This window comes from Streptomyces sp. NC-S4 (genome assembly GCF_054353315.1).
In genome coordinates this window covers 4,835,102-4,859,220 of the sequence record NZ_CM135937.1, presented here as the reverse complement: position 1 = coordinate 4,859,220, position 24,119 = coordinate 4,835,102, and the positions used below count along the sequence as shown (strand labels likewise).

Here is a 24,119-nt window from a genome sequence, read left to right as displayed (position 1 = left end):
GCCTACGCCTTGCCGCCCAGCAGGCCGATCAGGCGTGAGCTGCTGTCCGCGCCGAAGCCCGCCTCCACGCCGCGCCGGTAGAGCTCGGCGTGCGCGGCCAGGATGGCGGTGTCCACCCCGGAGTCCGCGGCCGTGTGCAGGATGTGCTCGACGCTCGCGGCGCACATCGCGAGGCGCTGGTGCTCGCCGCCGTGCTCGTCGGCGTCGACGAGCGGGGTGCCCGCGGCGTAGAAGCCGCGCATGGTGTCGGCCGTGTAGCCGGCGTACGGGAGGATGTCGGCCGCCGTGAGCCCGTTGGCGCGGGCCACGGCGACGGCCTGGTACCAGCCGGTGTAGGCGGTCCAGAAAAGGATCATGTTGAGCTGGTAGTAGAGCTGCGCGTGGCCGGGGTCGGCGCCGCGGTAGTCGGTGGCGGCGAGCAGGTCGAGCGCCGCCCGGTGCTCCTCGTAGACCTCCGGCGGGCCGCTGATGAAGACCGAGGACCCCTCCTGCCCGATGCCGGTGGGCGGCACGTTGACCCCGCCGGTGAGGTACGCGGCCCCGCGCGCCTCGGCCCAGCGGGCTGCGGCGCGGGCCTTGTCCGGGACGTCGGAGGACAGGTTGACCAGCACGCGGCCGCCGAGGTCGGTGTCGCCGAGCGTGCCGTACATGGCGTCGACGTCGATGAGGCTGAGCACGGTCAGCGGGCTCGCGGCGACGGCCTCGGCGATGCCGGCGGCGCGGCGGGCCCCGCGGGCGACGAGCTCTTCGTCCTTGCCCGCGCTGCGGTTCCACACGGTGACCTCGTAGCCGGCGTCGAGATAGGCGGCGGCCATGGCGCGGCCCATCGGGCCGAGCCCCACGACGGTGACCTCGGCGCCCTGGGCCCGGGTGGTACGGATCTGGTTCATGACGGAGCTCTCCCCCAGCAGATGGTCTAGAACGAACGCTCTATCTAGCGCTCGAGGCGACCGTAGCACGGGACTAGAACGAACGCTCTATCTAGATTCGGCGGTAGGATCACGCCCATGGCAACAACGGCGACGACCACAGCACCCGGAACGCGCGACCGGCTGGTGCGCACCGCATCCCGCCTCATGCAGCACGGCGGATACGAGAACACCCCGGTCAAGCAGCTCGTCCGCGAGGCCGAGGCCACCCTCGGCTCGCTGTACCACTTCTTCCCGGGCGGCAAGCAGGAACTCGCGGTGGCCGCGATCCACTTCGGCGGCGAGGAGTTCGCGGAGCTGCTCCGCGCCGGGCTCGCCGCACGCACCGACCCCGCCGAGGCGGTCGAGGGCGTGGCCGGTCTGCTCGCGGAGGCGCTGGAGGCCTCCGACTGGCGGGACGGCTGTCCGGTGACGGCCACGGCCCTGGAGACGGTCGGCCGGCTGCCGGAGCTCCAGGCGGCCTGCGCCCGGGCCTTCGCCGACTGGCAGCACCTGGTGGCCGCGAAGCTCCTGGCCTCGGGCTACCCGGAGGCGGACGCCCGCGATCTGGCGATCACCGTGATCAACACGCTCGAGGGCGCCGAGACGACCTCACAGGTCACCATGAGCCGTACCCCGCTCCTGGTGGCGGGCCGGCACCTGGCCCGGCTCGTGGCCTCGTACCGGGACTCGTACCAGGACTGACCGCTTCTAGGAGATGGCGGTGCGGAGCCGGACCACGTCGATCGGCTCGGTCTCGTCGTGGGCCGTCAGGTCGATGACCTGGCCCACCGCGCGGGTCTCGTCGGTGGCCGGCTTGAACTCCGGTCCGGACACGGCCCCGGCGGACTCGGCCTTGTGCACCGCGAGGGCCTCCGCGCCGACCACGTCGGCCAGGTCCTCGTTCTGGACCGCCTCGATCGCCGCCCGGGCCTGCGCGGCGTTCTTGGTCCCGAAGAAGTCGAAGCCGCCCTCGACACGGGAGGCCGTGCGCCGCTGGGCCGCGTACGGGGCCACCGTGGCCGCCGGACGGACCGCGGGCACCGAAGGCGCGGCGGCGGGGGCGGGAACGTCGCCGCGGCCGGGGCCGGGATCGGGCTCCGGGGCCGCGGGCCCCGCGGGCAGCGCCCGTGCCTGGCGCCTGCGGGCGGCCAGTGCCTCCAGGGCCGAGTGGGCCCGGGCGTAGCCGACCGCGGTGGGCGCGCCCGCCGAGGTGCGCTCCTCGGTGACGGCCGGAAGTTCCTTCGGCGCGGCGGCCGGCGCCGCGGCGGCCTCGATGGCCAGCAGCCGGCGGCCCTCCAGGGCGCTGGCGCGCTCGGTCTCGGCGGTCGCGTACCGCCGCAGCAGCGCCGCGTGTTCGCCGCGCAGGCCGGCCAGTTCGACCCGCTTGGCGCGCAGCTTGGCGTCGAGCCGGGCCCGCAGCATCCGGGCCTCTTCGAGGTCGGATTCGAGCTCGGCTATCCGCTCGTCGGTCTTCCACTCGTCCTTGACCCGCTCGCGCGCGAGCTCGGCGACGCGGCGGCCGGCCGAGCGGTCCCAGGCACGCATGACGACGGCGCCGGCGACCCCGGCGGCCGCCGTGACGGCCACGAGGAGCCGGAGCGCCATCGGTTCCGCCAGCAGCCAGGCCGCGCCGGCTCCGACGACGGAAACACCGGCCACGGTCGTCGGCGTGAGCAGCCGGTGCAGGGGTTCGGGATTGCGGTGGCGTCCACGGGGCATGGCCCGAAATTTACAGGGCATGGAGGTCCAGTGGGATACCCGCCCGGCAAACTCTTCCCTGGCAGTTAAGCGACTTTTCTCCATGAACCCCGTGGGCGCTACTTCTTCAGCAGGCCCTTGGACTCCAGATAGGCCTTCGCGACGTCGGCCGGCTTGGCGCGCTCGGCGTCCACCTTGCGGTTCAGGTCGACCAGATCGGCCGTCGTGAGTGCCTTGGTCAGCTTGTCGAGCGCGGCGGCGACCTCCGGGGTTCCGGCGTCCTTGGCATTGACCACCGGCAGGACGTTGTCGGCGTTCTGGAGCTTCTTGTCGTCGTCCAGCAGGACCAGGCCGAAGCTGTCGAGGGTGGCGTCGGTGGTCGTGGTGAGCACGAGCTGGTCGGCGCCGTCCTTGACCGCCTGCTTGGCCTGCGGAGTGCCGACGCCCTTCGGATCGATACCGGAAACTTGAATTCCGTACGTCTTGGTCAACCCCGGTGCGCAGAAGGGCCGGACGCTGCATTCGTCACCCGCCGCGATCCTGACCTTGAGTCCGGACCTGCCGAGATCGGAAAGTGTCTTCAGGTTGTTCTTCTCGGCGAATTCCTTGGTCACGGCGAATGCGTTCTGGTCGACCGCCGCACCGGCGGGCAGCGCCTTCAGACCGAGCGGGGCGGCGAGCTTGTCCAGGCCCGCCACCGTCGCCGCGACGTCGCTGGAGGCGACCGGCTTCTCCTCGGGCGCCTTCGGGCCGTTGACCTTGGCGTTGAGGAACTCCGCGAGCGTGGCCGCGTACTCCGGGACGACGTCGATCTCGCCCTTCTCCAGCGAGGGCTCGTACAGCTCGCGGTTGTTGACCGTCTTGACCGACGTGCTGTAGCCCGCGTCCCGCAGGACCTGCGCGTACAGCTCGGCCAGCACGTTCGACTCGGTGAACCCGGCCGCGCCGATCACCAGGGCGCCCTTGCCGCCGCCCGTACCCGATGAGGAGTCGGCGGCCGACCCGCCGTCCTTGCTCTTCTCCAGGCTGTCGCCGCCGCACGCGGCCAGCGACACCGTCAGGGCCAGGGCGCCCAGGGACGCGCCGAGGACGCGCGTGGTCTTGGTCATGGAGGTACTCCGTTCGAGGCGATGGACAGGAATCAGCGGGACGCCGCGGCCCGCGGCAGCAGCAGCCGGTCCGCCGCCACCAGCGCGCCCTCCACCAGCAGGGCGAGTGCGGCCACCAGCAGGGCGCCCGCGACGACCTGCGGGGTGTTGTACGTGTTGAAGCCGGCGGTGATGATCCGGCCGAGGCCGCCCTGGCCGACCATGGCGGCGATCGTGGCGGTGGCGACGACCTGTACGGCGCCCGAGCGCAGCCCGGTCATCACCATGGCGCGGGCGAGCGGCAGTTCGACGCGCAGGAAGAGCTGGGTCCCGGACATGCCCATGCCGCGGGCGGCCTCCACGACCGAGCGGTCCACCTCGCGCATGCCGACGTACGCGTTGGTCAGCAGCGGCGGGACGGCGAAGAGCACGAGCGCGACGATGGTCGGCAGGTAGCCGGCGTTGCGCAGCGGGGAGACCATGAACAGCGCCAGCACCGCGAAGACGGGGACGGCCCGGCCGATGTTGGAGATGTTGATCGCGAGGGTGCCGCCCCTGCCGAGGTGGCCCAGGTACAAGCCGATCGGCAGTGCCACCGCGCAGGCGATCGCGAGCGCGACCGCGCTGACGTAGACGTGCTCGCCGAGCCGGTGCCAGACACCGCTCCCCCCCGACCAGTTGGCGCCGTTCGCCAGCCAGTCCCAGGCCCCTGTCAGCGCGCCCACGGCCTCAGGCCCCCTTCGCCGGAGCCGCGGGCCGGGCGCCGGCCCGGGTCCACGGGGTGAGCAGCCGCTGCAGGCCGAGCAGCAGCAGGTCGGCCACGAGCGCGAGCAGCACGCACAGCACGGAGGCGGTGAGCACCTGGGCCCTGAAGGAGCTGTTGACGGCCGGGGCGATGAGATTGCCGAGGCCGCCCTTGCCGACGATGGAGCCGACCGTGGTCAGCGCGACCGTCGAGACGGTCGCGATCCGGACACCGGCGAGCAGCGCGGGCAGCGCGAGCGGCAGTTCGACCTGCCACAGCAGACGCCCCGGGCCGTACCCCATGCCGCGCGCGGCCTCCCGTACGTCCCCGGGGACGGCCTCCAGGCCGGCCAGGACGTTGCGGACCAGGATCGTCAGCGAATACAGCACCAGCCCGGTCACCACCAGGGCCGCCGAGAGCCCGAAGAACGGGAGCAGCAGGGAGAACATGGCCAGCGAGGGGATCGTGTAGAGCAGGGTGGTCAGGCCCAGGACCGGCGCCGCCCAGTGGCGGCCGCGGCGCGCCAGCAGGGCGAGCGGCACGGACACGGCGATGCCGATCAGGACCGACACGCCCGTGATCCAGATGTGTTCGAGGGTGGCGTCGGTGAGTTCCTGGGAGCGGGAGGTGACGTAGTCCCAGCAGATCCAGTCGTTCGCCACCAGGCAGTTCTGTGCCGCCATATGCCCCTCACCCCCGCCCGTCATTCGAACGTACGTATTCACGGTCACCCGCCACAGCGACCCTAACCCCCACCACCCCCGATGGCCGGAATCCTTCGCAGGGGAGCAACACGCCCTTCACAAATCAGCGGCGGGCGTGCGGAAGGATGGGGCGGTGATCCGATTCGAGCATGTGACCAAGCGCTACCCCGACGGGACGACAGCCGTCGAGGACCTGTCCTTCGAGGTGGCGGAGGGTGAGCTGGTCACGCTCGTGGGACCGTCCGGCTGCGGCAAGACGACCACGATGAAGATGGTCAACCGGCTGATCGACCCGACCTCCGGCCGGATCCTGCTGAACGGCGAGGACATCGCGGCCGCCGATCCGGTCGAGCTGCGCCGCCGGATCGGGTACGTCATCCAGCAGGTCGGGCTCTTCCCGCACAAGACGGTGCTGGAGAACACGGCGACCGTGCCGCAGCTGATCGGCACCCCGAAGGCCCGCGCCCGCGCCCGGGCGGCCGAACTGCTGGAACTGGTGGGCCTGGACCCGGCCGTGTACGGCGGCCGGTACCCGGAGCAGCTGTCCGGCGGGCAGCGCCAGCGCGTCGGCGTGGCCCGCGCGCTCGCCGCCGATCCGCCGGTGCTGCTGATGGACGAGCCGTTCGGCGCGGTGGACCCGGTGGTGCGCGAGCGGCTGCAGAACGAGTTCCTGACCCTGCAGAAGACGGTGCGCAAGACGATCCTGCTGGTCACCCACGACCTGGAGGAGGCGATCCGGCTCGGCGACCGCATCGCGGTCTACGGCACCGGCACCATCGAGCAGTTCGCCCGCCCGGCGGCCGTGCTCGGGGCGCCCGCCACCGCGTACGTGGCCTCCTTCGTCGGCGCCGACCGGGGGCTCAAGCGGCTCGCCGTCACCGCGGTCGAGGCGGCCGACCTGGCCGAGGCGCAGGGGGAGGACCCGGCGGCCTCGGTGGAATTGGGCTCGACCCTGCGCGAGGCGCTCGCCGCCCTGCTGCAGGAGGACTCGGGGCGGATCGGGGTCACGGACCCCGAATCCGGCGCGCTGGTCGGCGTACTGACGCCGGAGGGCGTCCACCGGGCACTGCGCCGGGCCCAGCTGCAGGAGGCCTGACTCCGCAAGGACTCCGAAGGGCGCCGGGCGGCCCCGGAAACAGCTGTGACCGGCCTGCGCAGGCCGGTCACGGGTGTCGGGCGGTCGGGGTGCCGGGGGCCGGCACGCGGCGGTTCAGGCCTGGATGCGGTTGCTCATCCACATCAGCATCGGCGGGATCTCACGTCGCCAGGTGTTGAAGTTGTGGCCACCGCTGTCGAGGATGATGGAGGAGACCCGGTCCGGGCCCTGCACCTTCTTGATGAACTTCCGGGTGTCCGCCAGGTTCGGCTCGCCCTTCTCGCTGCTGGTGACGAGGAAGGACGTACCGGCCGGCTTCTTCTTCTCCATCACGTGCAGGATGTCCGCACGCTTCTTCAGCTTCTCGTCGCCGTGGAACAGGTCACCGGTCGTCGGGTCGTCCGGGGCGTCGTAGTACGCGGACAGACCCGCGGCGGCACCGAAGGTCTGCGGGTAGTGCGCGGCGATCTTCAGGGCGCAGTAGCCGCCCGTGGAGTTGCCGATGAAGCCCATGTTCTCGGGCTTCTTGCCGACCCGGAAGGTGTCCTGGATGGCCTGCGGGAGGTCCACCCCGAAGAAGGTCTCGGTCTGCGGGCCGCCGGGGATGTCGACGCACTCGGTGTCCCGCGGCGGCGCCACCGTCGGGCGCAGCATGACCAGGATCATCGGCTTCATCTTGCCCGACTTGGAGAGGCTGAAGGCCTTCATCGGGTAGTCGAGCCCTTTGATCAGGTTCTCGGCGGTGCCCGGGTAGCCCGTCAGGACGACGGACGCCGGAAAGTTCTCGTCCTTGTGCTGGGGCTGGAAGTACTCCGGCGGGAGCCACACGTAGCCGGGGCTCGTTATCTTCGACTTCTGCCCGGATATGGCAACCTTCAGGATCTGACCGCCCACCTGGGGCTTGGCACCACCGGGGACGTCCAGCTTCTGCTTGTCGACGACCTTGATGTCCTTGCTGCTCATCGAGTGGTCGACGACCTTGCCCATGGACGTCTCCTGACCGAACAGGTCGGCCCAGGAACCGTAGAAGAGGAACGACTTGTTAGCCGCCAGCCCCACGGCCGAGAACAGCGCCAGCTGGGTCGCCAGCAGCAGCCCGATGCGGCCGGCGAACGCGCGCCAGGTGCGGCCCGAGAGCTTCGGCCAGAACCACACCGTGGCCGCGAAGAGCAGCACACCGGCGAGGATGGCCAGCGCCAGAACCGTATTACTGGTGAGACCCATGAGCAGTCAGTCGACTTTCTGGTGGCAGGACTGTTTTTTTCCGACGAAAGAGTGAACCCGCTCCTCGTCGATGTCGTCCTAAGGGACGCACCACACACCGGAGGCTGTCGCGGCCTTCGGCCACATGATCTCTCGCGGAGCAACGGGAAGCGATGTCTAGCAGGATAGATGGCGATAAGTCGGGACAGGTTCCGAGCAGGGTCCGCCGAATCCTCCGAGGTCCACAGCCGGAGTCGGTGCCCGGCCTGGTAGGTACGGCCGTCATGATCGTCGGCCTTCTGGACATCGCGGCAGGGGTGTTCCCGCGTTTCCGGCACAGCCGGATCCACGCGCTCGCCGAGGTGCTGCCGGTGTTCGGCCCCTTCGCAGCCGCCCTCGCCATCAGCGCGGGCGTACTGCTCCTGCTGCTCGCGCACGGCCTCAAGCGCCGCAAGCGCCGGGCCTGGCGGGCGGCGGTCGTGCTGCTGCCGGCCGGCGCCGCGGCGCAGTTCCTCTACCGGCACTCGATCCCGGGCGTGATCATCGCGGCGCTGCTCTTCGCGCTGCTGCTGCGCCACCAGGGTGAGTTCAAGGCGCTGCCCGACCCGCGCAGCCGGTGGAAGGCCCTCGCCAACTTCGTCCTGATGAGCGCCGGCTCCATCGGGCTCGGCCTGCTCATCGTGAACGTCCACCCGAACCGGGTCGTCGGCAACCCGAGCCTGTACGAGCAGATCACGCACGTCGTCTACGGCCTCTTCGGCTTCGAGGGCCCCGTCGACTACGCGGGCCAGGTGTCCTGGACCGTCGGATACTCCCTCGGCGCCCTCGGCATGCTGACCGCCCTCACCACCATCTACCTGGCCTTCCGCCCCGAGCACCCCGCCGCCCGGCTCACCGCCGACGACGAGGGCAAGCTGCGCGAGCTGCTCGCCAAGCACGGCGGCCGCGACTCGCTCGGCCACTTCGCCCTGCGCCGCGACAAGGCCGTCGTCTTCTCCCCCAGCGGCAAGGCCGCCGTCACCTACCGCGTCGTCTCCGGCGTGATGCTCGCCTCCGGCGACCCGATCGGCGACGTCGAGGCCTGGCCCGGCGCGATCGAGCGGTTCATGGAGGAGGCCAAGGCCCACTCCTGGACCCCGGCCGTCGTGGGCTGCAGCGAGACCGGCGGCGAGGTCTGGACCCGCGAGACCGGTCTGGACGCCCTGGAGCTGGGTGACGAGGCGATTGTCGATGTCAAAGACTTCTCCCTCGCCGGCCGTCCCATGCGCAATGTCCGCCAGATGGTGAAGCGCATCGAGCGCAACGGCTACACCACCCAGGTCCGCCGGGTCAGCGAGCTGACCGACGAGGAGCTGGAACGCGTCCGCGGCGCGGCCGAGGCCTGGCGCGGCACCGACACCGAGCGCGGCTTCTCGATGGCCCTGGGCCGGGTCGGCGAGGAGGGCGACGGCGACTGCTTCATCGCCACCGCGCACCGCGTGGAGGAGGGCGACACCAGCCCGTTCGGCGACCTGAAGGCCGTCCTGCACTTCGTCCCGTGGGGCAAGGACGGCATGTCGCTGGAGCTGATGCGCCGCGACCGCGCCGCCGACCCGGGCATGAACGAGCTGCTGATCGTCGCCTCCCTCCAGGCCGCCCCCGACCTGAAGATCGAGAAGGTCTCGCTGAACTTCGCGATGTTCCGCGCGGCCCTCGCCCGCGGCGAGAAGATCGGCGCCGGCCCGGTCCTGCGGATGTGGCGCGGCCTGCTGGTCTTCCTCTCCCGCTGGTTCCAGATCGAGTCGCTCTACAAGTTCAACGAGAAGTTCCGCCCCCGCTGGGAGCCGCGCTTCATGGTCTACCGCAACAGCCGCGACCTGCCCCGCATCGGCTTCGCCGTGATGCAGGCCGAGGGCTTCGTCACCGTGGCCCTGCCCCGGCTCTTCGCCAGCCGCCGCCGTCCCAAGCCGGTGCGCACCTGCACGCACAACCACATGACGACCGTGCCCAAGCAGCCGGAGCGCGAGGTCCAGGCCGCGTAGCCCGTACCGGACGCGCGTACCGGCCCGCGGCCCCGGCTCGGCCCCGGGCCGCGGGCCGGTACGGACGCAGAACCCGGCAGGAGCCGGGGAGCCCCGCCGCAGCCCCGCACGCCGGACCGGTCCCCGGCGCCCTCGTACCGCCCGGCCAGGGCAAGGGCGCCGGGGCCCTGTCGTATCCAGGTCAGCCCTACCCTTGGACCTATGAACACGAAGCGCGGAGCCACCGGCAGGGGCCGGGTCGCAGGTCTGCCGGACTGGGACCGCTGCGCGGTCATGGGCGTCGTCAACGTCACCCCCGACTCCTTCTCCGACGGCGGTCGCTGGTTCGACACCACCGCCGCGGTCAAGCGCGGCCTCGACCTCTTCGAACACGGCGCCGACCTCGTGGACGTCGGCGGCGAGTCCACCCGCCCCGGCGCCTCCCGCGTCGACGAGGAGGAGGAGCTGCGCCGGGTCGTCCCCGTGGTCCGGGGCCTCGCCTCCGAAGGTGTCCCCGTCTCCGTCGACACCATGCGCGCGGCCGTCGCCGCCCGGGCCGTCGAGGCCGGCGCGGCCCTGGTCAACGACGTCAGCGGCGGCCTGGCCGACCCCGGGATGATCCCGGCCGTCGCCGCCGCCGAGGTGCCCTTCGTCGTGATGCACTGGCGCGGCTTCAGCGCCGACATGAACAGCCTCGCCGTCTACGACGACGTGGTCGCCGAGGTCACCGCCGAGCTGCGGACCCGGATCGACGCGGTCGTGGCCGGCGGGATCGCCCCCGAGCGGCTCCTCGTCGACCCCGGCCTCGGCTTCGCCAAGAACGCCGAGCACGACCTGGCCCTCGTCGCCCACCTCCCCGAGCTGCGCGCGCTGGGCTTCCCGCTGCTGGTCGCCGCGTCGAGGAAGCGTTTCCTCGGCCGGGTCCTGGCCGGCGGGACCGACTCCGCCCCGCCCCCCGCCCGCGAACGGGACGCCGCCACGGCGGCCGTCTCCGCGATCGCCGCCCACCAGGGCGCCTGGGCCGTACGGGTGCACGAGGTACGGGCGACCGCGGACGCGGTTCGGGTGGCCCGTGCCGTGGAAGGCGCACTCTGATCCGTACCCACCGACAAGGAGCACCGTGAGCAGAACCGACATCGAGGCGGTCGAAGAGGTCAACACGGCCTTCTACGAGGCAATGGAGCGGGGGGACTTCGACTCACTGTCGGCGCTCTGGCTGGAGGACGAGATCTCCTGCGTCCACCCCGGCTGGCCGGTGCTCTCGGGCCGCGGCGAGGTCCTGCGCTCGTACGCGCTGATCATGTCGCACACCGACTACATCCAGTTCTTCCTCACCGACACCAAAGTGGCCGTAATAGGCGATACCGCCCTGGTGACGTGTACGGAGAACATCCTCAGCGGCGGCCCCGCCGAGGACGGCGGGGAACTCGGCCCGCTCGTCGGTCAGCTGGTCGTCGCGACGAATGTGTTCCGACGCACATCCGAGGGCTGGCGACTCTGGTCCCACCACGGTTCTCCCGTGCTCACGGAGTCCGACGACGACGAGGAGGAGGACGCCTCCTGACCCCTCCGGCAGGGCCCGGACTATTTCGCAGGTAAATTCGAAGACGGACGACGCCGACCGCACTCGGCGCAGCCATGGCCCCGGGGAGCCCCGGGACCGGAAGCACCTACGAAAGCAGGAGTGATTCGCGTGGATCGTGTCGCGCTGCGCGGCCTCAAGGCTCGCGGGCACCACGGCGTCTTCCCCCGGGAACGCGAGGAGGGCCAGACCTTCATCGTCGACCTCGTGCTGCATCTCGACACCCGTCCCGCCGCGGCCGGGGACGACCTGGCAAAGACCGTGCATTACGGGGTAGTAGCCGAAGAGGTCGTCGACGTCGTCCAGGGTGAGCCCGTCGACCTGATCGAAACCCTGGCCGAGCGAATCGCCCAGCAGTGCCTCAAGCACGAAGCGGTGGCGCAGGTGGAGGTCGTCGTCCACAAGCCGGACGCGCCCATCACCGTCCCCTTCGACGACGTGACCATCACGATCACCCGGAGCCGCGCATGAACAACGGACTGAACGCCCCGAGCGACCCCACCGTCCAGCCGGTACCCGCCTCCGTCGTGGAGACGGTCGACGCGGCGGACGTCACCCTGTCCAACCCCAAATGGGCCGTCATCGCGCTCGGCGCGAACCTGGGCAACCGGCTGGAGACCCTCCAGGGCGCCATCGACGCCCTCGGAGACACGCCCGGCATGCGGGTCAAGGCCGTCTCCCCCGTCTACGAGACCGAGCCGTGGGGCGTCGAGCCCGGCTCGCAGCCCTCGTACCTCAACGCGGTCGTCGCCGTGAAGACCACCCTGCCGCCGTCCTCGCTCCTGGAGCGCGCGCACGCCGTCGAGGAGGCCTTCGACCGCGTCCGCGAGGAGCGCTGGGGCCCGCGCACGATCGACGTGGACATCGTCGCGTACGCCGACCGGGTCTCCGACGACCCGGTCCTCACCCTCCCGCACCCGCGCGCCCACCAGCGCGCCTTCGTGCTGGCCCCCTGGCACGACATCGACCCGGAGGCCCAGATCCCGGGCCGCGGCCCGGTCACCGCGCTGCTGGCCGAAATCGGCCTGGTCGGCGTGGAGCCGCGCCCCGACCTGGAACTCCACCTCCCCGAGTAGTCGTTAGTAGCCTGTTCACGGCTACTCGCTGAAAGTGGGGAACGGGCAAAGTGAAGCAACTGAGGCCGGGGGTCCTGGCGGGCATCTTCGTGGTCGCCGGGGTCCTGTCCTGGGCCGGTGCCCGGCTGTGGAACGCGTACGGCACGCTGCCGGGCGTTCCGCTGGCCGCGCCGATCGTCCTGGGCATCATCGCGGCGGTGCTGCTGGCCACGGCCCTGTCCATGCGCGCCCGCCTCAAGGCCCAGCGCGAGCGCCGCCCGGGCGCCAAGGGCGTGGAGCCGCTGATGGCGGCCCGCGCGGTGGTGTTCGGGCAGGCCAGCGCGCTGGTGGCGGCGCTGGTGGCGGGCATGTACGGCGGTGTGGGCGTCTTCCTGCTGACCGACGCCCTGGAAGTCCCCGCCCGCCGCGACCAGGCCTGGTACGCCGGCTTCTCGGTCCTGGCGGGCGCGGCGGTCATCGCCGCGGCCCTCTTCCTGGAGCACGTCCTGAAACTCCCGGAGGACGAGGACCCGGGCAAGGCCCCGGCCAAGGCTTAGGCCTGGGCCTGGGCCTGTCGGTCGGCCCCGGGCCGGGGCCGACCGGGTCCGGCTCAGCGGGCCATGATCAGGGACATGGCCTCGTTGCGGGTGGCGGGGTCGCGGAGCTGGCCGCGGACGGCCGAGGTGATGGTCTTCGCGCCGGGCTTGCGGACCCCGCGCATGGTCATGCACATGTGCTCGCACTCGATGACCACGATGACCCCGCGCGGGTCCAGGATCTCCATCAGGGAGTCCGCGATCTGCGTGGTCAGGCGCTCCTGAACCTGGGGGCGGCGGGCGAACACGTCCACGAGGCGGGCCAGCTTCGACAGGCCGGTGATCTTGCCGTCGGTGGACGGGATGTAGCCGACGTGCGCCACGCCGTGGAACGGAACCAGATGATGTTCACATGAACTCATGACTTCGATGTCCTTCACGAGGACCATCTCGTCGTGGCCCAGGTCGAACGTCGTCGTCAGGACCTCTTCGGGCTTCTGGTACAGCCCGGCGAATATCTCCCGGTACGACCGCGCCACGCGCGCCGGGGTCTCCAGCAGTCCCTCGCGGTCCGGGTCCTCGCCGACCGCGATCAGGAGCTCGCGGATCGCAGCCTCCGCGCGCTTCTCATCGAACTCGCCGATCCTGCCCTCGTCACCGGTCAGGGTCACTGGGTCGGTCATCTCATCCTCGTTCCTGTCCGCACACGCGGTCGTACAAATGTGCCGCGCCCCCCAGGCTAGAACCTGGGGGGCGCGGCTTCCATTCCGGGTCGTTCGAGGCGCCGGTTACTCGGGGCGGTCCTCGGGAGCGACCTCGATGCCCTTCTCCGTGGAGACCGGCGCGACACTGGCCGACGTGCCGTTCGCCGAGTTCGTCAGCTGGAGCTCCTTGGGAGAGAGCACCGGCGGACGGGTGGAGGGGGTGCGGCGGGCGGAGCCGGTCCACGCGGGGCGGGCCGGACGCTTGACGATCGTCGAGAAGATCTCGGCGATCTCCTCCTTGCCCAGCGTCTCCTTCTCGAGGAGCGCGAGGACCAGGTTGTCGAGGACGTCACGGTTCTCGACGAGGATCTCCCAGGCCTCGTTGTGCGCGGTCTCGATGAGCTTCTTGACCTCTTCGTCGACCAGCGCCGCGACCTCTTCCGAGTAGTCCCGCGGGTGCGACATCTCGCGGCCCAGGAACGGCTCGGTGTTGTCGCCGCCGAACTTGATCGCGCCGAGACGCTCGGTCATGCCGTACTGCGTGACCATGGCCCGCGCCGTGGCGGTGGCCTTCTCGATGTCGTTCGCCGCGCCGGTGGTCGGGTCGTGGAAGACCAGCTCCTCCGCCGCGCGCCCGCCCAGCATGTACGCCAGCTGGTCGAGCATCTCGTTGCGCGTGGTCGAGTACTTGTCCTCGTCGGGCAGGACCATGGTGTAGCCCAGGGCCCGGCCGCGGGACAGGATCGTGATCTTGTGAACCGGGTCGGAGTTCGGGGAGGCCGCCGCGACCAGGGCGTGTCCGCCCTCGTGGTACGCGGTGATCTTCTTCTCCCGGTCCGACATGATCCGGGTCCGCTTCTGCGGGCCCGCCACGACGCGGTCGATCGCCTCGTCCAGCGAGTGGTTGTCGATCAGCTTCTTGTCCGAGCGGGCCGTGAGCAGCGCGGCCTCGTTCAGGACGTTGGAGAGATCGGCACCGGTGAAGCCGGGCGTGCGGCGGGCGACGGCGCCCAGGTCGACGTCCGGGGCGACCGGCTTGCCCTTCTGGTGGACCTTGAGGATCTCCAGACGGCCCTGCATGTCCGGACGGTCGACCGCGATCTGCCGGTCGAAGCGGCCCGGGCGCAGCAGCGCCGGGTCGAGGATGTCCGGGCGGTTCGTGGCGGCGATCAGGATGACGCCGCCCTTCACGTCGAAGCCGTCCATCTCGACCAGCAGCTGGTTGAGGGTCTGCTCGCGCTCGTCGTGACCGCCGCCGAGACCCGCACCGCGGTGCCGGCCGACGGCGTCGATCTCGTCGACGAAGACGATCGCCGGGGCGTTGGCCTTGGCCTGCTCGAACAGGTCGCGGACACGCGAGGCACCGACACCGACGAACATCTCGACGAAGTCGGATCCGGAGATCGAGTAGAAGGGGACACCGGCCTCGCCCGCGACGGCACGCGCGAGCAGGGTCTTTCCGGTGCCGGGCGGGCCGTACAGCAGCACACCCTTGGGGATCTTGGCGCCGACGGCCTGGAACTTCGCCGGCTCCTGCAGGAACTCCTTGATCTCGTGGAGTTCCTCGACGGCCTCGTCCGAGCCCGCGACATCGGCGAACGTGGTCTTCGGGGTGTCCTTGGTGATGAGCTTGGCCTTGGACTTCCCGAAGTTCATGACCCGGGAGCCGCCGCCCTGCATCTGGTTCATCAGGAACAGGAAGACCAGGACGATGAGCACGAAGGGCAGGAGCGAGAGCAGCACGCTCAGGAACGGGCTGGTCTTGTCCGGAGTGACGGAGTACCCGTCCGGGATCTGACCGGCGTCGTACTTGGTCTGGAGGCTCTGGGCGAGCTGGACGCCCTGATCCCCGATGTAGTTGGCCTGGAACTTGGTGCCGTCGTGCTTGCCGAGCTTCTCGCCTTGCTTGAGCTCGATCTTGATCATCTGGCTGTCGCCGGTGGTCAGCTTGGCTGTCTCCACCTGGCCAGTGTTGATCGCCTTGATGACCTCGCTGGTGTCCACCGACTTGTAGCCGCCGCCGGAGCCGACGACATTCATCAACACGACCACGGCGAGGACGGCCAGCACGATCCACATGACCGGCCCACGGAAGTATCGCTTCACGTCCATCCATACGGGACGCCGGGCGTCCCGTCCCTCCTGCCCGTAGGTAAATGCTGCTGTGAGTAAAGACTGTTCTTCGGAATGTACCCCTGAATTGTCACCCGCGGCCCTGTGGGACGGCTGACAGACCCGCTTTCCCCTGCTTCAACGGAGAAAAACGCCCCCAGGTTCCCCGCGGACTGCCGGGGTTCCCGGGGGCGGGAGCGGGATCAGCCGCCGTAGACGTGCGGGGCGAGCGTGCCGACGAACGGCAGGTTGCGGTACTTCTCCGCGTAGTCCAGGCCGTAGCCCACGACGAACTCGTTGGGGATGTCGAAGCCGACCCACTTCACGTCGATCGCGACCTTCGCCGCCTCGGGCTTGCGCAGCAGCGTGACGACCTCGAGGGAGGCCGGCTGGCGGGAGCCCAGGTTCGACAGCAGCCAGGACAGCGTCAGGCCGGAGTCGATGATGTCCTCGACGATCAGGACGTGCTTGTCCTTGATGTCGGTGTCCAGGTCCTTGAGGATCCGCACCACGCCGGAGGACTGGGTCCCGGCGCCGTACGAGGACACCGCCATCCAGTCCATGGTGAGCGGGGTGGACAAGGCGCGCGCCAGGTCCGCCATCACCATCACGGCGCCCTTGAGCACACCGACGATGAGCAGGTCCTTGCCCGCGTACTCCGCGTCGATCTTCGCGGCCAGCTCGGCCAGCTTCGCGTCGATCTCTTCCTTGGTGATGAGCACCGACTGGAGGTCGTTGCCCATGTCCTTCTCGTCCACCCGCATCACTTTCGTTGTCGGCCGGGGCTCCGGGGGCGACCCCGGAGGACTCAGCCGTGTTTCAGCACCAATCAGCCCTGCCGGATGACAAGTCTGCCACCCTGCCGCTGGGCCTCGACCCGGCCGGGCAGGTTGATGGCGCCCTGACCGCGCCATCCGGTGATGAGGCGGTCGACTTCTTCGATGTGGCGGGCGAAGAGGGAGCCCGCGGGGGAACCCGCCGCGACGACGGCCCTGCGCAGCACGCGGCGGCGGACGGCCGGGGGCAGGGCGTAGAGCTTGGCGCACTCCAGGCGGCCGTCCGCGTCGCGTACGCCGGTCTCCGCCTCGGCGGCCCAGGCGTCCAGGGCGTCGGCGTCGTCCCGGGAGAGCTGCGCGGTGCGGGCGAGTGCCTCGACGACTCCCTTGCCGAGCGCTTTCTCCAGGGCGGGCAGTCCCTCGTGGCGCAGCCGGGAGCGGGTGTAGGCGGGGTCGATGTTGTGCGGGTCGTCCCAGACGGGGAGGGACTGGACCATGCAGGCCTTGCGGGCGGTCTGCCGGTCGACCTGGAGGAAGGGGCGGCGGTAGCGGTTGGTGCGTCCCGCGCTGCCTCCGGAGACCTCCGGCATGCCGGAGAGCGAGCGGATGCCGGAGCCGCGGGCCAGGCCCAGCAGGACGGTTTCGGCTTGATCGTCCCGGGTGTGGCCGAGCAGTACGGCGGCGGCGCCCAGGCGGTCGGCGGCTTCGTCCAGGGCGCCGTAGCGGGCGTCGCGGGCGGCGGCCTCGGGTCCGCCGTCGCGGCCGACGCGCACGGCGACGGACTCCACCGGGTCGAGGCCGAGTGCGGTCATGCGGGTGACGACCTCGGCGGCGCGCAGGTCGGAGCCGGGCTGCAGGCCGTGGTCGACGGTGATGCCGCCGGGCCGGATGCCGAGTTTGGGGGCCTCGAAGGCGAGGGCGGAGGCGAGCGCCATGGAGTCGGCGCCGCCTGAGCAGGCGACGAGGACGAGCGGCAGGGAGCCCCCGGCGCGGCGGGGGCCGCCGGCGGAACTGCCCGTGTGGTCGGTGAGGACGTCGTGGAGTACGCGGCGGACCGCCAGGCGTATCGCCGCGACCGCAGGATGGGGACCCATGTCCGGTGCCCTTCGATGGAGTTCGGATGCCTCGGAGGCGTTGGGGTGGTGCGCTGGGGTGCTGCTGCCCGGCCGCCCCCGCGGAACGGGAGGATGTCACTCAGAGTGCGTCGATGGTGACAGAACCGAGCCGTTCCCCGAGCATCGCACGCCCTTCCACGGCCCACGGTCCCTCGGACGGGTGACGCTGCTTCCCCCAGTGAGACATGTTTACGCCCCCTGTGTCACTCCGCTTCGCTCTGTTCGCTCCCCTTGCTGTGCACCCGGGCGACCCAGTCGGCGGGCCTGGCGATCTCGGCCTTGGTCGGCAGTGTGTTCGGGGAGGTCCACACCCGGTTGAAGCCGTCCATGCCGACCTGGCCGACGACGGCGCGCACGAAGCGCTCGCCGTCGCGGTACTGGCGCAGCTTGGCGTCCAGGCCCAGCAGCTTGCGCAGGGCGGCGTCGAGGCGGCCGGCCCCGCTGGCCCTGCGCTGCTGGAACTTCTCCCGGATCTCGGCGACCGAGGGCACCACCTGGGGACCGACCCCGTCCATGACGAAGTCGGCGTGGCCCTCCAGCAGGGACATGACGGCGGTGAGCCGGCTCAGGATCTCGCGCTGCTCGGGGGTCTGCACGAGCTCCACGAGGGAGCGGCCCTCGTCGCCGTGCTCGGCGTCGGGGCGGGCGCCCGCGAAGGACTGGGCGGCCTCCCGGATGCGTTCCAGGACGGTGGAGGGGTCCACCTCGGTGGCTCCGAGGAACGTCTGGATTTCGCCTTCGAGGTGGTCGCGCAGCCAGGGGACGGCCGTGAACTGCGTACGGTGCGTCTCCTCGTGCAGGCAGACCCACAGCCGGAAGTCGTGCGGGTGCACCTCCAGCTCGCGCTCGACGTGCACGATGTTGGGGGCGACGAGCAGCAGCCGGCCGCCGGCGGCGGAGGCGGGCAGGTCCCGGGAGACGGGCGCGAAGGTCTCGTACTGGCCCAGGACCCGGGAGGCCAGGAAGCTCAGCAGCATGCCGAGCTCGACTCCGGTGACCTTGCCGCCGACGGTGCCGAGGACGGCTCCGCCGGGGGCGCCCGCGCGGCGGTCCTGCATCTTGCCGAGGAGCGGCTGGAGCAGTTCGCGGAAGCCGGCGACGTTGGCCCTGACCCAGCCGGCCCGGTCGACGACCAGGACGGGGGTGTCGGGGACGGCCGCCCCCTCGGGGATCATCCGGGTGAACTCGCGCACGTGCCGTTCCGAGGTCCTGGCGTGCCGCCGCAGCTCCGCCACGACGGCCCGCGCCTCGTCCCGGGTGACCTCCGGGCCGGGTCGTACCAGTCGGGTCGCGGTCGCCACCGCGAGGTTCCAGTCGACCATCTCCGCACCACCGATGCTCGTCATGCGTCAACCGTACGTGGACCGGGCCTCCGGCGGACCCCCTACGAAGCGGTCGCGACGGCCGCGGCCAGCTTGTCGAGAGCCTTCTCGGCGCCCTCGGGGCCGGGGGTGTTCGCCGTCAGGAAGGCGAAGGCGAGGAGTCGGCCGGAGGGGTCGACGACCGTCCCGGAGAGGGAGTTCACCCCGGACAGGGTGCCGGTCTTGGCGCGGAGCAGGCCGGCGGCCGGGGAGCTGCCGGAGTTGCGGGCCTTGAGGGTGCCGGTGAATCCGGCGACGGGCAGCCCGGTCAGGACCGGCCGCAGCTCGGGGTGCTGGGGGTCGGCGGCCTTGGTGAGGAGCCCGGTCAGCAGGCCCGCGCTGATCCTGTCGGCGCGGTTGAGGCCGCTGCCGTCGGCGAACCGGGAGCCGGTGGTGTCGATGCCGAGTGCGGTGAGCCGGTCGGTGACGGCCTGTTCGGCGCCCTCGAAGCCGGCGGGGCGGCCGGAGGCGAGGGCGGTCTGGCGGGCGAGGGCCTCGGCGATGTCGTTGTCGCTGCTGGTCAGCATGCGCTCGACGAGCCCGGCGACCGGGGTGGAGAGGGTGACGGCCAGCGGCTGGACGCCGGCGGCGGGTCTGGCTCTGGCCGGTTCGCCGGTGACCTTGATGCCGCGATCGGCCAGCAGGGTGCGGAAGGCCCGGGCGGCGTCCCCGGAGGGGTCGTCGGTGCGGTCCACGGGTCCGGAGGCGGAGTCGTCGGGCCGGCCCTCGTCGGCCGTCAGGGCGGTCACCGGAGCGATGTTGGGGTTGGCGCCGATCGGGTGGCGGACGGGGCCGGTGTAGAGGCTGTCGTCGTACCCGAGGGTCACGGATTCGGTGCCGGCGGCCTTGAGGGCCTGCGCGGTGTCGGCGGCGAGGGCGACGAGGCTGCCGCCGGATCCGGCGGGGCTCTTCTTCTTCGCGGTGAGCGAGGGGTCGCCGCCGCCGACCAGGACGATCTGTCCGGGGGTGGTGCCGGGCGTGACGGTGGTCCGGATCCGGTGCTCGGGTCCGAGGGCGGCCAGAACGGCCGCGGCGGTGGCGATCTTGACGGTGGAGGCGGGGGTCATCGCGTCCCGCGCCCCGGACTCGTAGAGGACCTGCCCGGTGGCGGTGTCGACGACGGACGCGGTGCGGACGGTGCCGAGCGCGGGGTCGGCGAGCAGCGGCTTGAGCGCTGCGGCCAGGCCGCCGGTGGCGGCGGGCGCGGCGGGGGCGCTCTGGCCGCGCGGGGCGCCGGGGCCGATCGCGCCGAGCACCCCGGGGGCGCTGGGCGCGGCCTGGGGCACGGCGCCGGAAGCGGGCCCTCCACCGTGATCTGCGCCACCCGTGCGGCCCCAGGAGGCGGCTCTGTCCCGCTCGGCCTTACGCTGGCCGGAGTCCCAAGGACCGGCGGCGGCCACCGCTGCCACCGACAGGGCGAGGCCGGCGACGGCCGACCCCGCGATGAGCTGCCAGGTCTTGACCAATGGCACCTCGGACCAGCCCCTTTCGCGATCACACATATGCGTGAGGGACACTTAACCACTGCGTCTTGCCGCGAGCATGGCACCCCACCCGGCAGGGCTGGGCCGGACGCGCACGCAGGTGAAACGACGCAGTCCCGAAGCAATGCAGCTGATCATGGAGGAGCAGGACGTGGAGTTCGACGTCACCATCGAGATCCCCAAGGGTTCGCGGAACAAGTACGAGGTGGACCACGAGACCGGCCGGATCCGTCTGGACCGTCGCCTCTTCACCTCGACCAGCTACCCGGCCGACTACGGCTTCGTCGAGAACACCCTCGGCGAGGACGGCGACCCGCTGGACGCGCTGGTCATCCTCGACGAGCCGACCTTCCCGGGCTGCCTGATCAAGTGCCGCGCCATCGGCATGTTCAACATGACGGACGAGGCGGGCGGCGACGCCAAGCTGCTGTGCGTGCCGGCCTCCGACCCGCGTGTCGAGCACCTGCGCGACATCCACCACGTGTCCGAGTTCGACCGCCTGGAGATCCAGCACTTCTTCGAGGTCTACAAGGACCTGGAGCCCGGCAAGTCCGTCGAGGGCGCGAACTGGGTCGGCCGCACCGAGGCCGAGGCCGAGATCGAGGCCTCGTTCAAGCGCCTGGAGGCGCAGGGCGGCCACCACTGAGCTCGCGCTCGGCGGTAACGGGCCGGGGCACTGCCCCGCGCCCCGGTGACATGGCGGGCGGTATCCCTCTGGGATGCCGCCCGCTGTCGCGTTCGCGGGCCGGTGCGGCGGGTGTGGCCGGGCGCGCCCCGGGCAGGCGCGGGGCGTGCACTGGGTGTGCGGCGGGAGGAAACGGTTCCGCATACTGATACCCCGGGTGATCACGGACTGGAGGACGCGTGGCGGAGGCCGACGGGGCCGAGGACAGGAAGCCCCAGTCCGACGAGGCGCACAGCGCCTTCACACCGCCGCCCGGAATCGAGCCGGGTGTTCCGGAGGAGGACCAGCCCACCTCGGAATTCGCCCGTCCGGCGGGCGCCGATCCGGTGGAGCCCGAGCCCGAGGGGTCGGCCTTCGCCGCCCCGGCCACCTACCGCGCCGCGCAGTCCCCGCTCGCCTACACCCCCGGCCAGGGCTTCCCCGTCGCGCAGATGAAGGAATCGCCCTGGCAGGACCGCATGCGCACGATGCTGCGCATGCCGGTCGACGTGCGCCCCGTACCGGAGCTCGTCCAGCGCCACAGCGAGACCGGGCCCGCAGTGGGCCGGGTGCTCGACCTGACGCTGCGCATCGGCGAGCTGCTGCTCGCGGGCGGTGAGGGCGCCGAGGACGTGGAGGCCGCGATGTTCGCGGTGGCCCGCTCGTACGGGCTGGACCGCTGCGAGCCGACCGTCACCTTCACCATGCTGTCGATCAGCCACCACCCCTCGCTGGTGGGCGACCCGGTCTCGGCCAGCCGGACCGTGCGCCGCCGCGGCACCGACTACAACCGGCTCGCGGCCGTGTTCCGGCTGGTGGACGACATCAGCGCGCACGAGATCGACGTGTCGCTGGAGGAGGCCTACCGGCGCCTCGCCGAGATCCGCCGCAACCGGCACCCGTACCCCGGCTGGATGCTCACGGCCTCCGCCGGACTGCTCGCCGGGGCGGCCTCCACCCTCGTCGGCGGCGGGGTGCTCGTCTTCTTCGCCGCCGCGATCGGCGCGATGCTCGGTGACCGTCTGGCCTGGCTGTGCGCCGGGCGCGGGCTGCCCGAGTTCTACCAGTTCGTGGTCGCCGCGATGCCGCCGGCCGCCATCGGGGTCGCGCTCAACATGACGGGGATCGACGTCAAGGCCTCCGCCGTGATCACCGGTGGGCTGTTCGCGCTGCTGCCGGGACGGGCCGTGGTCGCGGCCGTGCAGGACGGCCTGACCGGCTACTACATCACCGCCTCGGCCCGGCTGCTGGAGGTCATGTACCTCTTCATCGGCATCATCATGGGCGTGCTGGTGGTGCTCTACGTCGGGCTGCAGTTCGACGCCTCGCCGCGGCCGGAGGAGGTCCTCCAGATCCAGCAGCGGCCGCTGATCCAGATCGCCGCCTCGATGGTGCTGGTGTTCACCTTCGCGATCCTGCTCCAGCAGGAACGCTCCACCGTGTGGATCGTGACGCTGAACGGCGCGGTCGCCTGGGTCACCTTCGGGGCGCTGCACTATGCGGGCGGCATCCCGCCCGTACCGTCCACGGCCATCGCGGCGGGGCTGGTGGGCCTCTTCGGGCAGCTCTTCTCCCGCTACCGCTTCGCGTCCGCCCTGCCGTACGTGACGGCTGCCATCGGCCCGCTGCTGCCCGGCTCGGCGGTGTACTACGGCCTGCTGCTGATCGCCGAGAACCGGCTGAACGAGGGCCTGGGCTCGCTGGTGAACGCCGCGGCCATCGCGCTGGCCATCGCGATCGGGGTCAACCTCGGGTCGGAGGCCTCGCGGCTGTTCATGCGCATCCCGGGGGCGGCGAGCGCCGCCAAGCGCCGTGCGGCGAAGCGGACCCGCGGCTTCTGAGCCCCCCTCCCCCCGGCCCCTCAGTCGGCGGAAGCGTCGAGCCACCGGCGCACCGTCGTGCTCAGCGGCGGCTCCTCCGCCCCGTCCATCGCCCCCTGGGCCACCCATTCGGCGAACCGGCGCAGGACCCGCGAACGGTGCGGCGCCGTCAGTACCGAGGTGCTGATCGCGTGTTCCCACGTCGTGGCGAAGCACAGCACGTTCCCGTCGAGCGAGAGCATGCGGAACTCGGGGCGCAGCGGCGCGCTGCCGAGCGGCCCGGCCGCGCCCCTGCCCATGATGTCCCAGCCGTCCTGCAACTCGACGCACTGCCACCGGCTGTGGCCGCCCTCCACGGGACTGCGGGCGAGCAGGAACCTGCGGTCGGCCTCGGCGAAGAGGCCCCCTTCGACCGCCAGGCGGTACCAGTCGGCGTTCGCCCTCTCGTGCAGCAGGGGGTCCATGACGTCCAGCACCGCCTCGACGCGGCCCTCCTGCGGCGGACAGCTCGGCGCCTGCCCGGTGAGGAACGGCGGTATGAGCCCCTCGGGCTCGACCCACCCGTCCACGGCCCGCAGACCCGCTGCGGCAAGAGATCGCGTCATGCGGCCCACCCTGCCGCAGGCGGGGTCCCGGGACGGACGCGGGGGCCCCTGTACGGGCACACGTACGCCCCGGGGCCCTCTGGTGGCCTCCGGGGCGTTACGGGCGCGCGGGGCGCCGTGGGCGGGCGCTCAGCGCTTGGCGTGGCGGCCGCGCGTGCCCGGGGTCTGCGGGGCGGAGCCGTCGGCCACGGCCTCGACCGCCTCGGCGCCGGCGTTCGCCTTGCCCTCCTTGCGGGCCTTCAGCACCTCGAAGATCACCGGGATGACCGAGATCAGGACGATGCCGACCAGGATCGGCTCGACGTTCGTCTTGATGAACTCGATCTGGCCGAGCCAGTAGCCGGCGATCGTGACGCCCGCACCCCAGCCGATGCCGCCGATGATGTTGTAGGTCAGGAAGGTGCGGTACTTCATCGTGCCGGCGCCCGCGACCATCGGGGCGAAGGTACGGATGATCGGCACGAAGCGGGCGAGCACGATGGCCTTCGGGCCGTGCTTGTCCATGAACTCGTGCGCCTTGTCCAGGTTCTCCCGCTTGAAGAGCTTGGACTTCGGCCGGTTGAAGAGCTTCGGCCCGAAGAACTTGCCGATCATGTAGCCGACCTGGTCACCGATGATCGCGGCGGCCACGATCAGGGTGCAGACCAGCCACAGCGGCTGCTTGATGTACTGCCCGTCCGCGACCAGCAGGCCCGCGGTGAACAGCAGGGAGTCGCCCGGGAGGAACGCGAAGAGTCCCGACTCGGCGAAGACGATGACCAGGATGCCGATCAGACCGAAGTGCGAGATCAGATAGTCCGGGGACAGCCACGTAGGGCCGAGCGCAAGCGTATACACGGGTTCCGGGCTCTCCTGGATCG

Annotated in this window: 23 protein-coding genes and 1 pseudogene; 10 read left to right on the top strand and 14 right to left on the bottom strand. The window is 71.3% G+C overall.

The features are described from left to right. Window positions 1-2: 2 nt before the first annotated feature. Entirely contained in the window at window positions 3-890 is an 888-nt protein-coding gene (locus tag ACXNSR_RS21795) for an NAD(P)-dependent oxidoreductase (protein WP_458637209.1), read from the bottom strand. A gap of 117 nt (window positions 891-1,007) precedes the next feature. On the opposite strand from ACXNSR_RS21795, the gene ACXNSR_RS21790 reads away from it, so the two are divergent. After that, window positions 1,008-1,613, top strand: a complete 606-nt coding sequence (locus tag ACXNSR_RS21790; RefSeq protein ID WP_458637208.1) for a TetR/AcrR family transcriptional regulator — start codon at window positions 1,008-1,010, stop codon at window positions 1,611-1,613. Window positions 1,614-1,619: 6 nt separating this feature from the next. On the opposite strand, the gene ACXNSR_RS21785 is transcribed toward ACXNSR_RS21790, so the two are convergent. The 4 genes from ACXNSR_RS21785 to ACXNSR_RS21770 all read right to left on the bottom strand — a co-directional run bounded on the left by ACXNSR_RS21785 (window position 1,620) and on the right by ACXNSR_RS21770 (window position 5,125). Then, complete coding sequence (locus tag ACXNSR_RS21785) at window positions 1,620-2,630, bottom strand: hypothetical protein (protein ID WP_458637207.1); 1,011 nt, start codon at window positions 2,628-2,630, stop codon at window positions 1,620-1,622. A 98-nt stretch (window positions 2,631-2,728) separates the two neighbouring features. Continuing rightward, entirely contained in the window at window positions 2,729-3,718 is a 990-nt protein-coding gene (locus tag ACXNSR_RS21780) for an ABC transporter substrate-binding protein (protein WP_458637206.1), read from the bottom strand. Window positions 3,719-3,750: 32 nt separating this feature from the next. Further along, window positions 3,751-4,422: an ABC transporter permease gene (locus ACXNSR_RS21775; protein WP_458637205.1), complete on the bottom strand. Its 672-nt coding sequence runs from the start codon at window positions 4,420-4,422 to the stop codon at window positions 3,751-3,753. 4 nt (window positions 4,423-4,426) lie between these two features. Continuing rightward, the gene (locus tag ACXNSR_RS21770) at window positions 4,427-5,125 is read right to left on the bottom strand and encodes an ABC transporter permease (protein ID WP_458637204.1); all 699 of its coding nucleotides are present in this window, start codon (window positions 5,123-5,125) and stop codon (window positions 4,427-4,429) included. Between the two features lie 154 nt (window positions 5,126-5,279). Between ACXNSR_RS21770 and ACXNSR_RS21765 the strand changes: the two genes are divergently transcribed. Beyond that, on the top strand, window positions 5,280-6,242 hold the full coding sequence (locus ACXNSR_RS21765) for an ABC transporter ATP-binding protein (protein WP_458637203.1): 963 nt from the start codon (window positions 5,280-5,282) through the stop codon (window positions 6,240-6,242). A gap of 114 nt (window positions 6,243-6,356) precedes the next feature. Here the strand turns inward: ACXNSR_RS21765 and ACXNSR_RS21760 are convergent, their stop codons facing one another. After that, window positions 6,357-7,466 (bottom strand): alpha/beta hydrolase, encoded by a 1,110-nt coding sequence (locus ACXNSR_RS21760; RefSeq protein WP_458637202.1) that lies wholly within the window; start codon window positions 7,464-7,466, stop codon window positions 6,357-6,359. 152 nt (window positions 7,467-7,618) lie between these two features. On the opposite strand from ACXNSR_RS21760, the gene ACXNSR_RS21755 reads away from it, so the two are divergent. The 6 genes from ACXNSR_RS21755 to ACXNSR_RS21730 all read left to right on the top strand — a co-directional run bounded on the left by ACXNSR_RS21755 (window position 7,619) and on the right by ACXNSR_RS21730 (window position 12,639). Then, entirely contained in the window at window positions 7,619-9,466 is a 1,848-nt protein-coding gene (locus tag ACXNSR_RS21755; RefSeq protein WP_458637201.1) for a phosphatidylglycerol lysyltransferase domain-containing protein, read from the top strand. Window positions 9,467-9,667: 201 nt separating this feature from the next. After that, entirely contained in the window at window positions 9,668-10,540 is an 873-nt protein-coding gene (folP, locus tag ACXNSR_RS21750) for a dihydropteroate synthase (RefSeq protein WP_458637200.1), read from the top strand. Window positions 10,541-10,565: 25 nt separating this feature from the next. Next, a complete protein-coding gene (locus tag ACXNSR_RS21745; RefSeq protein ID WP_030726966.1) occupies window positions 10,566-11,009 on the top strand; it encodes a nuclear transport factor 2 family protein in 444 nt (147 codons plus the stop codon). 129 nt (window positions 11,010-11,138) lie between these two features. After that, window positions 11,139-11,498, top strand: a complete 360-nt coding sequence (gene folB, locus ACXNSR_RS21740) for a dihydroneopterin aldolase (RefSeq protein ID WP_030010912.1) — start codon at window positions 11,139-11,141, stop codon at window positions 11,496-11,498. Beyond that, window positions 11,495-12,103 carry a 2-amino-4-hydroxy-6-hydroxymethyldihydropteridine diphosphokinase gene (gene folK / locus ACXNSR_RS21735; RefSeq protein WP_458637199.1) on the top strand — a complete coding sequence of 203 codons (609 nt, stop codon included), beginning with the start codon at window positions 11,495-11,497 and terminating at the stop codon, window positions 12,101-12,103. The genes folB and folK overlap by 4 nt, the downstream gene beginning before the upstream one ends. Before the next feature lie 50 nt (window positions 12,104-12,153). Further along, window positions 12,154-12,639 (top strand): DUF3180 domain-containing protein, encoded by a 486-nt coding sequence (locus tag ACXNSR_RS21730; RefSeq protein WP_458637198.1) that lies wholly within the window; start codon window positions 12,154-12,156, stop codon window positions 12,637-12,639. 53 nt (window positions 12,640-12,692) lie between these two features. On the opposite strand, the gene folE is transcribed toward ACXNSR_RS21730, so the two are convergent. From folE to dacB, 6 genes are all read right to left on the bottom strand, one after another. Continuing rightward, on the bottom strand, window positions 12,693-13,301 hold the full coding sequence (gene folE, locus ACXNSR_RS21725) for a GTP cyclohydrolase I FolE (protein ID WP_030726949.1): 609 nt from the start codon (window positions 13,299-13,301) through the stop codon (window positions 12,693-12,695). A gap of 105 nt (window positions 13,302-13,406) precedes the next feature. Beyond that, window positions 13,407-15,434 carry an ATP-dependent zinc metalloprotease FtsH gene (gene ftsH, locus ACXNSR_RS21720; protein ID WP_458637197.1) on the bottom strand — a complete coding sequence of 676 codons (2,028 nt, stop codon included), beginning with the start codon at window positions 15,432-15,434 and terminating at the stop codon, window positions 13,407-13,409. 203 nt (window positions 15,435-15,637) lie between these two features. Beyond that, complete coding sequence (gene hpt, locus ACXNSR_RS21715; protein WP_030010907.1) at window positions 15,638-16,198, bottom strand: hypoxanthine phosphoribosyltransferase; 561 nt, start codon at window positions 16,196-16,198, stop codon at window positions 15,638-15,640. 65 nt (window positions 16,199-16,263) lie between these two features. Next, on the bottom strand, window positions 16,264-17,304 hold the full coding sequence (gene tilS, locus ACXNSR_RS21710; protein ID WP_458637196.1) for a tRNA lysidine(34) synthetase TilS: 1,041 nt from the start codon (window positions 17,302-17,304) through the stop codon (window positions 16,264-16,266). A gap of 224 nt (window positions 17,305-17,528) precedes the next feature. Further along, complete coding sequence (locus tag ACXNSR_RS21705) at window positions 17,529-18,671, bottom strand: zinc-dependent metalloprotease (protein WP_458637195.1); 1,143 nt, start codon at window positions 18,669-18,671, stop codon at window positions 17,529-17,531. Window positions 18,672-18,709: 38 nt separating this feature from the next. Further along, window positions 18,710-20,158 carry a D-alanyl-D-alanine carboxypeptidase/D-alanyl-D-alanine endopeptidase gene (dacB, locus tag ACXNSR_RS21700; RefSeq protein WP_458637194.1) on the bottom strand — a complete coding sequence of 483 codons (1,449 nt, stop codon included), beginning with the start codon at window positions 20,156-20,158 and terminating at the stop codon, window positions 18,710-18,712. A 163-nt stretch (window positions 20,159-20,321) separates the two neighbouring features. Here dacB and ACXNSR_RS21695 point away from each other — a divergent pair, with 163 nt between their 5' ends. Next, window positions 20,322-20,816, top strand: a complete 495-nt coding sequence (locus tag ACXNSR_RS21695) for an inorganic diphosphatase (protein WP_030756147.1) — start codon at window positions 20,322-20,324, stop codon at window positions 20,814-20,816. A gap of 218 nt (window positions 20,817-21,034) precedes the next feature. After that, the gene (locus ACXNSR_RS21690; protein ID WP_458637193.1) at window positions 21,035-22,675 is read left to right on the top strand and encodes a threonine/serine exporter family protein; all 1,641 of its coding nucleotides are present in this window, start codon (window positions 21,035-21,037) and stop codon (window positions 22,673-22,675) included. A gap of 20 nt (window positions 22,676-22,695) precedes the next feature. On the opposite strand, the gene ACXNSR_RS21685 is transcribed toward ACXNSR_RS21690, so the two are convergent. Both ACXNSR_RS21685 and ACXNSR_RS21680 read right to left on the bottom strand, forming a co-directional pair. Further along, on the bottom strand, window positions 22,696-23,259 hold the full coding sequence (locus tag ACXNSR_RS21685) for a hypothetical protein (protein ID WP_458637192.1): 564 nt from the start codon (window positions 23,257-23,259) through the stop codon (window positions 22,696-22,698). Between the two features lie 159 nt (window positions 23,260-23,418). Continuing rightward, window positions 23,419-24,096 (bottom strand): annotated as a pseudogene (locus ACXNSR_RS21680) (DedA family protein); the annotation flags it as partial. Between the last annotated feature and the right edge of the window lie 23 nt (window positions 24,097-24,119).